This is a genomic window from Nocardia sp. 852002-20019_SCH5090214, assembly GCF_001665865.1.
GTDB classification, from domain to species: Bacteria; Actinomycetota; Actinomycetes; order Mycobacteriales; family Mycobacteriaceae; genus Nocardia; species Nocardia nova.
In genome coordinates this window covers 1-6,192 of the sequence record NZ_LZMK01000304.1, presented here as the reverse complement: position 1 = coordinate 6,192, position 6,192 = coordinate 1, and the positions used below count along the sequence as shown (strand labels likewise).

At 70.8% G+C, this 6,192-nt stretch carries 8 protein-coding genes; 1 reads left to right on the top strand and 7 read right to left on the bottom strand.

Going from position 1 to position 6,192, the window contains the following annotated elements; genetic code table 11:
• Nucleotides 1-981, top strand: a 981-nt coding sequence (locus A5780_RS24460; RefSeq protein ID WP_156769651.1) for a Zn-binding domain-containing protein, incomplete at its 5' end; no start/stop codon positions are given.
• A gap of 353 nt (nucleotides 982-1,334) precedes the next feature.
• Here the strand turns inward: A5780_RS24460 and A5780_RS24455 are convergent.
• The 7 genes from A5780_RS24455 to ssd form a co-directional block, all read right to left on the bottom strand.
• Nucleotides 1,335-1,727 (bottom strand): Rv3654c family TadE-like protein, encoded by a 393-nt coding sequence (locus A5780_RS24455; RefSeq protein ID WP_063010174.1) that lies wholly within the window; start codon nucleotides 1,725-1,727, stop codon nucleotides 1,335-1,337.
• Nucleotides 1,724-2,071, bottom strand: a complete 348-nt coding sequence (locus tag A5780_RS24450) for a TadE family type IV pilus minor pilin (RefSeq protein WP_063010176.1) — start codon at nucleotides 2,069-2,071, stop codon at nucleotides 1,724-1,726. The genes A5780_RS24455 and A5780_RS24450 overlap by 4 nt, the downstream gene beginning before the upstream one ends.
• Nucleotides 2,068-2,280 carry a DUF4244 domain-containing protein gene (locus A5780_RS24445; RefSeq protein WP_064909694.1) on the bottom strand — a complete coding sequence of 71 codons (213 nt, stop codon included), beginning with the start codon at nucleotides 2,278-2,280 and terminating at the stop codon, nucleotides 2,068-2,070. Before A5780_RS24445 ends, A5780_RS24450 begins: the two co-directional genes overlap by 4 nt.
• 57 nt (nucleotides 2,281-2,337) lie before the next feature.
• Nucleotides 2,338-2,934, bottom strand: a complete 597-nt coding sequence (locus A5780_RS24440; RefSeq protein ID WP_064902446.1) for a type II secretion system F family protein — start codon at nucleotides 2,932-2,934, stop codon at nucleotides 2,338-2,340.
• Entirely contained in the window at nucleotides 2,931-3,587 is a 657-nt protein-coding gene (locus A5780_RS24435; RefSeq protein ID WP_308248095.1) for a hypothetical protein, read from the bottom strand. The genes A5780_RS24440 and A5780_RS24435 overlap by 4 nt, the downstream gene beginning before the upstream one ends.
• A gap of 131 nt (nucleotides 3,588-3,718) precedes the next feature.
• Nucleotides 3,719-4,906 (bottom strand): TadA family conjugal transfer-associated ATPase, encoded by a 1,188-nt coding sequence (locus A5780_RS24430; protein ID WP_063010184.1) that lies wholly within the window; start codon nucleotides 4,904-4,906, stop codon nucleotides 3,719-3,721.
• Nucleotides 4,903-5,988, bottom strand: a complete 1,086-nt coding sequence (gene ssd, locus A5780_RS24425; protein WP_030518813.1) for a septum site-determining protein Ssd — start codon at nucleotides 5,986-5,988, stop codon at nucleotides 4,903-4,905. Before ssd ends, A5780_RS24430 begins: the two co-directional genes overlap by 4 nt.
• Nucleotides 5,989-6,192: the final 204 nt, after the last annotated feature.

Below are 6,192 nucleotides of genomic sequence, written 5' to 3'. Positions count from 1 at the left end.
GCCTGCGAACACCCCCTGACCGACGCCGAGATCGACGACCTCGGCGTCCGGGACGTGGCCGCCGATCTTGCCGCGCAGGGCCTGATCAAGCGCCGGGAGAACGGCGGGGGTCAGGCTCGCTGGTATCCGACGTCGAGCGCCTACCCACACGACGACGTGGATGTGCGCGGCGGCATCGGCTCCCAGATCGCCATCGTGGACGCGACCAGCGGCCGTCTACTGGGCAGCGCGGATTCCGGCCGGGCTCCCGCGACGCTGCACGCCGGGGCGGTCCACCTGCATCAGGGCGAGACCTACGTGGTCGACGAACTGGATCTCGAGGCCGGCGTCGCCTTCGTCCACGCCGAGCAGCCCGGATGGACCACCAGCGCCCGCATGGTCACCTCGGTGGCGATCGACGAGCGCACGCACGAGCGGGTGTACGGGCACGTCACCGCCGCCCTGGCCAGGGTCCGGGTGACCCGCCAGGTGGTCGGGTATCTGCGCACGCTTCCCAGTGGAGAGGTTCTCGACCTCGTCGAACTCGATATGCCGGAGCAGACACTGCCGACCCAGGCCGTGCTCTACACCGTCACACCGCGCCTGCTGGCCGCGGCGGGGATCGAGCCGCGCCGCGTACCCGGTGCCCTGCACGCCGCCGAACATGCGGCGATCGGGATGTTGCCCCTGGTCGCGAGCTGCGACCGCTGGGATGTGGGCGGCGTTTCCATCGCCGAGCACCCCGATACCGGGCTACCTACCGTCTTCGTCTACGACGGCCATCGGGGCGGGGCCGGCTTCGCCGAGCGCGGGTTCACCCGCCTGCGGACCTGGTTGGCGGCGACGCGGGCGGCCATCACCTCCTGTTCGTGCCCGCAAGGCTGCCCCTCGTGCGTCCAATCCCCCAAATGCGGCAACGGGAATTCCCCGCTGGACAAGGAGGGTGCGGCCGCGCTGCTGACGGCCGTCCTCGCCGATCTGCCCGACGATGCGCCGAGCTGACCCGCATGGACAACATTTCGGGCCATGACCTGCCCGAATCCGTTTCGTGACGATGCGGACACCGTCGGTAGACGTCGTCGCTTCCCGGTCCCACGGACTGCCTGGCGCCATCGAGGCCTACGGCGCGACCGGGAATAAAAAGGAAGTCGATCATGTTAACCGGCACATTGCCCTAGCGAATAACGGCCATGTGGGCATTCACATGTGTGCATTTATCGGAATCCCGCAGCGTCGAATGCTTGCACAATTGCGCCGCCGGAATTGAATGCCGACCGAATGGGAAATCCACCGCACTTACGGCAGTGTGGTGTGGCTCCGGTCACCCATTCTTTCTCACACCAACCGTCCGGTATTCATGATCGTTTTCCCGCACTCACCGGACCGGCGCGCGCGACCGCCACAACTGATCGCTTGCCCAAAAGAGCGAGCGTCACCGAACCATCGACCGTTACCGTCACATCCCAATCCCGGACCGAACACGTCCGTACCCGCATCCGCATTTGCCGCACCACCGAATCCGCTCGATCGCAGGCCGCCTCAGCGCCGGAATCCAGTGCGCCCGCTGCGGCCAATGCCGCCGAATCGGCCGCGCTCTGCGCTCGATGGCGTGCGCAGACCACTGCCGCGAACTGCACGATCACCACCGTCACCAGTAGCAGCGCGGTGAGTGCCAGACATGCCGTGACGGTGGCACCGCCGTCGCATCCGCGACCGCGGCACGCGGCGGGCACTGTGGCCGGTGTCATTGCGGCTCGCCCGGTTCGCGTACCGCTACCGCTTCGGCCCGTAACCGCAGCATCGGGAGCAGCGGCGCCCGCGCCCGAACCGTGGCCACGATCCGGTCGCCCTCCGCGCGCAACTCGATATCGGCGCCGGGCGGCGCCACCCGCTGCGCTGCCGGCAGAGCTTCCGCCTCCGCACCTCGCGCGGCGAGACGTGCCGCTTCGCGAGCGGCGTCGATACAGCGGATCTGCATCGACGCCGCCAGCAACGCCCCCAGACAGAGCACGACGACCACTATCACGGCCGCCAGCGCAATCGCCGCCTCGACCGTGACCGCACCCCGTTCGCCCGGACGAGCGAACCTCATACGGTGGTGTTCAGCGCCCTGTCGATGATCTTGGTCAGCGCGTTCACGATGGAATCGCCGGTGACCACGGTGTAGAGCACCGCTCCGAACGCCGCTGCGGCGATCGTGCCGATGGCGTATTCGGCGGTACTCATCCCGTCGTCGGTCACCAGTACCTGGATCAGCCGCGAACGTAGTTCTCGCGCAACCGATTGCGTTGCCGCCAGCATCGGTCTCCCCTTTCTCTACGGTCGGCGCGGCGGATCCGCACCGAATCTCTGGTGTGGTCACCACAACCCACCGCCCAGTACTCGACCGGCCAGTCCGGCGACCACCGGGACGATGCCGAGGCAGACGAAGGCCGGCAGGAAGCACAGCCCGAGCGGGCCGCTGATGAGCACGCCCGCGCGTTCCGCCCGCGCGGCGGCCGCATCCTCGACCGCCGCGCGGCACTTGTCCGCGAGTTCGGAGACCGCCCCGGTCAGGGCCGCACCGGAGCGGGCCGAACGGCGCACCAGCCGGGCGAGCGCGTACATCTCCGCGACGGGTGCTTCCCTGGCCGCGCGCTCCCAGGCGGAAACCGGGTCCGCGCCGAGCGCCAGCAGTTCCGCCGCCCGCCGCAGCGCCGACGCGAAGGGTTCCGGGGCGGTCGAGGAAACCGCGCGGGCCGCCGTGGCGGTCGGCAGTCCCGCCCGCAGACACGCGGCGAGCAGATCCAGGGCCGAGGCCACCGCCAAGGGGTCGCCGGTGGCCGGGCGCGGAACGTTCCGCGGCACCGGAGCGACGCCGTGGGACGCACGGAGGCGGGCAACCGATGTGACTCGGCCCGGAAGGGCGAGCAGCGCGGCACCGGAACAGAGCAGTGCCATCGACAGACCGTTCATACCGATACCCGTCGCGTGATGGCATCCGCCCACAGCAATCCCACACCGATGAGCCCGGCGCCGAGCGGAAAGACGATGGTTCCGACCCCTCGGCTCATCAGCACCTGCAGGGGATGGGCGCCCATCAGCTGTCCGAGCGCGATGCCGAGGAGCGGGAGTCCGGCCAGCACCGCGGCGCTGGCCCGCGCACCCGCCAGGGCGGCGGTCGTGCGCTCGCTGAACCGCATTCGCCCGGCGAGGTCGTCGCGGGCCGCACTCAACAGTTCGGCCAATGCCAGGCCGTGCCGCTCGGCCACCTCCCACGCAGCCGCGACGCGATCCAGTTCGGTCGTGACGGCGCAGGGACGTCCGCGCAATCCGTCCGCGGCCGAACCGCCGAGCCTGGCCCGCGCGGCGCTCACCGCGAAGGCCGCTCCGGCCGCTCCACCGATCTCCGCGGCCGCGACGGCGGCGGCAGCGCTGGGATGCGCGCCGGTGCGCAGTTCACCGATCACCACTTCCAGCCCTTCCAGCAGTTTCCGGCATTCGTCGTCGTGGCGGCGTTCCTCGCGGCGGTTCTTCGAACGCACGGTCAGCGTGGTGACGAGCACCGCGGTCGCACCCGCGGACCCGGGACCGAAGACGACCGCCGCCCCCACCGCCGAAGCAGCCACGCCGCGAATAATCCAGCGGCTCGGGTTGTTTCGCGTTTCCTCCGGTCGTCCGCACAGCACACGCAGTCGGTGCCGCCGGGGCGTGGTCGGCAGGAGCAGCAGCGCTGCGGCGCCGCACAGCAAGCTCAGGGTCATTGCCGCAACCGCTCGTTCAGCAACCGCTGGAGTGCGGTGTTCGCCGGTGCCGCAACGGGATCCACGGACCAGGCCGTCTCGATGCGCACACCCGCCTCCCCTTCGCGGGTCACCAGCCCGATTTCCTGCAGGACTCGCCCACCGTCGGGGCGGCGCCGCATCGCGAGCACGACCTGGACGGCCGCGGCGAGCTGACTGTGCAGCCCTGCCCGCCCCATTCCGCCCAGTGCCGCAAGGGCTTCCAGACGAGCGGGCACCTCCCGTGGCGAGTTCGCATGCACCGTCCCGGCGCCTCCGTCGTGTCCGGTGTTCAGTGCGGTGAGCAGGTCCACCACCTCGGCCCCGCGCACCTCTCCGATGACGATCCGATCCGGCCGCATCCGCAGCGCCTGACGGACCAGGTCCCGGACCGTGATGGCACCCGCGCCCTCCACATTGGCGATACGCGCGACCAGCCGGACGACATGCGGATGCGGCGGCGACAGTTCGGCGGCATCCTCGACGCACACGATGCGTTCGGCGGGGTCGACGTGCGCCAGCAGAGCCGACAGCAACGTGGTCTTTCCAGCGCCGGTGCCGCCGACCACGAGGAAGGCGAGCCGTGCGCGGATGATCCTCTCCAGCAGCAGTTCCGACTCCGGTGTGAGCGTTCCCGAGGTGGTCAGTCCGCGCAGGCTGTGGCCGACCGGGCGCAGTACCCGCAGCGAGATACACGTTCCGCCCTGTGCGATGGGCGCGAGGACCGCGTGCAGCCGCACGCCGAAGCTCTCGCCGGGCGCTCGCTCGTATTCCGGCAGCCGCCCGTCCACCCACGGTTGCGCATCGTCGAGCCGGCGGCCGGCGGCGAGCGCCAGGCGCTGAGCCAGGCGCCGCACGGCCGCTTCGTCAGGGAAGCGGATCGAGGTGCGCTCCAGACCGCTACCGCGATCGATCCACACCGCATCGGGCGCGGTCACCAGCACATCCGAGACCAGGGCGTCGTGCAGCAACGGTTCCAGCGCGCCCGCCCCGGTCATCTCCGTCTGCAGCAGGCGCAATGCGCGCAGCAGGTCCGTATCGCCGAGGACTCGGCCGGCTTCGGCGCGGATGGCGGCGGCCAGGCGGGCCGGATCGTGTTCACCCGGCTGGGCGGCCAGTCGCTCCCGAACCCGGTCCAGGAGTTCGGCACTCACCACCCCGCTCATCGAGCCCCCTCCGGCAATGCGGACAGCACCGACTCCGCTCCCGCCGCGAGCGGCCCGCGGCCGAGCGTCAGTCCACCGCGTTCCAGTTCGGCCGCGAGTCCGGGTTGGGCGCGCATGGCGGCCAGCAGGGGCAGCCCCAATGCCTCCGCGATATCGCGACCGCGCAGCCCGCCCGGTGCGGGGCCTCGAACGACCAAGGCCTGGTTGGGGTTTCGACGACGGATATCCGCCACGACCGCCCCCGCGGCGGCCACCGCACGCAACCGGGCCGGCACCACGAAGACGACGAGATCGGCGGCATCGAGGAGGTGATCGGTATGCGGGCCCCGACTGCCGGAGATATCGCACACCACCAGATCGCCGGCGCCGCGGCCGGCCTCGACGACGGCGCGGGCCGCGCCGATGCCGATATCGTCCGGTCCGGAGCCGGCCGGTCTGCTGCAGGCCAGTACGCCGAGTCCCGGTGCGGCGGCGGGTAAAGCGTCGTGCAGGGCTTGCGCGGCCACCCGGCCGTCCTCGACGGAAAGTTCGGGCCAGCGCAGACCGGGCACCGACTCGATACCCAGCAGCAGATCGATGCCACCGCCGAGCGGGTCGCCGTCGATGAGCAGAATGTGCGGCCGGAATCGCCGGGCCGCGGCGGCCAGGGCCAGCGTCGCGGCGAAGACCGAGGCCCCGGCACCGCCCCCTGCGCCAACGACGGCCAGGACGAGTCCGTCCCCAGGATCGCGCCAGGCGTAGGCGGCGAAGGCCTCGATCAGTGTTTCGGTAGCGCTCGGCAACGCGATGACCTGCTCGGCTCCGACCGCCGCGGCGGCCTGCCAATGGTCGAGATCCGGTTCACCGCTGCCGACCAGCACGACGCCCGAGCGCCGCGGATATCCGGCGGCCGCACAGGTACGCGCCGCCGCGAGATCGATGATCACCAGCGCGGCCGCGGCCCAGGCATGCCTGCCGACAGGCATGGACCGTTCGTCCAGGCCACGGTCGGCGGCGGCCGCTATGCGACGCACCTCGTCGCGTAGCCGGTGGTCACCGACCAGCACCAGTGCCGGAGGAGGAACTGCTGCAACGGAATTCATGTCAGCCAGCCTCACCCGGATCGGCAGGGCGAACCAGGGCCCCAACGCCGAATGTGGACAACTCGCGGGCTGTGGACAAACACTGCACGCCGAGTAACAGCTGGACGGTCCGGAAATAGAGGACGGCCCCAGCCGGGGGGGGGGTCGTGGCGGATATCCGTCGTCGAAACCCCAACCAGGCCTTGGTCGTTCGAGGCCCCGCAC

What these genes read in the sequence shown, in the direction of transcription:
- ssd (WP_030518813.1), bottom strand. Translation starts at nt 5,988, where the DNA reads ATGAATTCCGTTGCAGCAGTTCCTCCTCCGGCACTGGTGCTGGTCGGT.
- A5780_RS24430 (WP_063010184.1), bottom strand. Translation starts at nt 4,906, where the DNA reads ATGAGCGGGGTGGTGAGTGCCGAACTCCTGGACCGGGTTCGGGAGCGA.
- A5780_RS24455 (WP_063010174.1), bottom strand. Translation starts at nt 1,727, where the DNA reads ATGACACCGGCCACAGTGCCCGCCGCGTGCCGCGGTCGCGGATGCGAC.
- A5780_RS24450 (WP_063010176.1), bottom strand. Translation starts at nt 2,071, where the DNA reads ATGAGGTTCGCTCGTCCGGGCGAACGGGGTGCGGTCACGGTCGAGGCG.
- A5780_RS24440 (WP_064902446.1), bottom strand. Translation starts at nt 2,934, where the DNA reads ATGAACGGTCTGTCGATGGCACTGCTCTGTTCCGGTGCCGCGCTGCTC.
- A5780_RS24445 (WP_064909694.1), bottom strand. Translation starts at nt 2,280, where the DNA reads ATGCTGGCGGCAACGCAATCGGTTGCGCGAGAACTACGTTCGCGGCTG.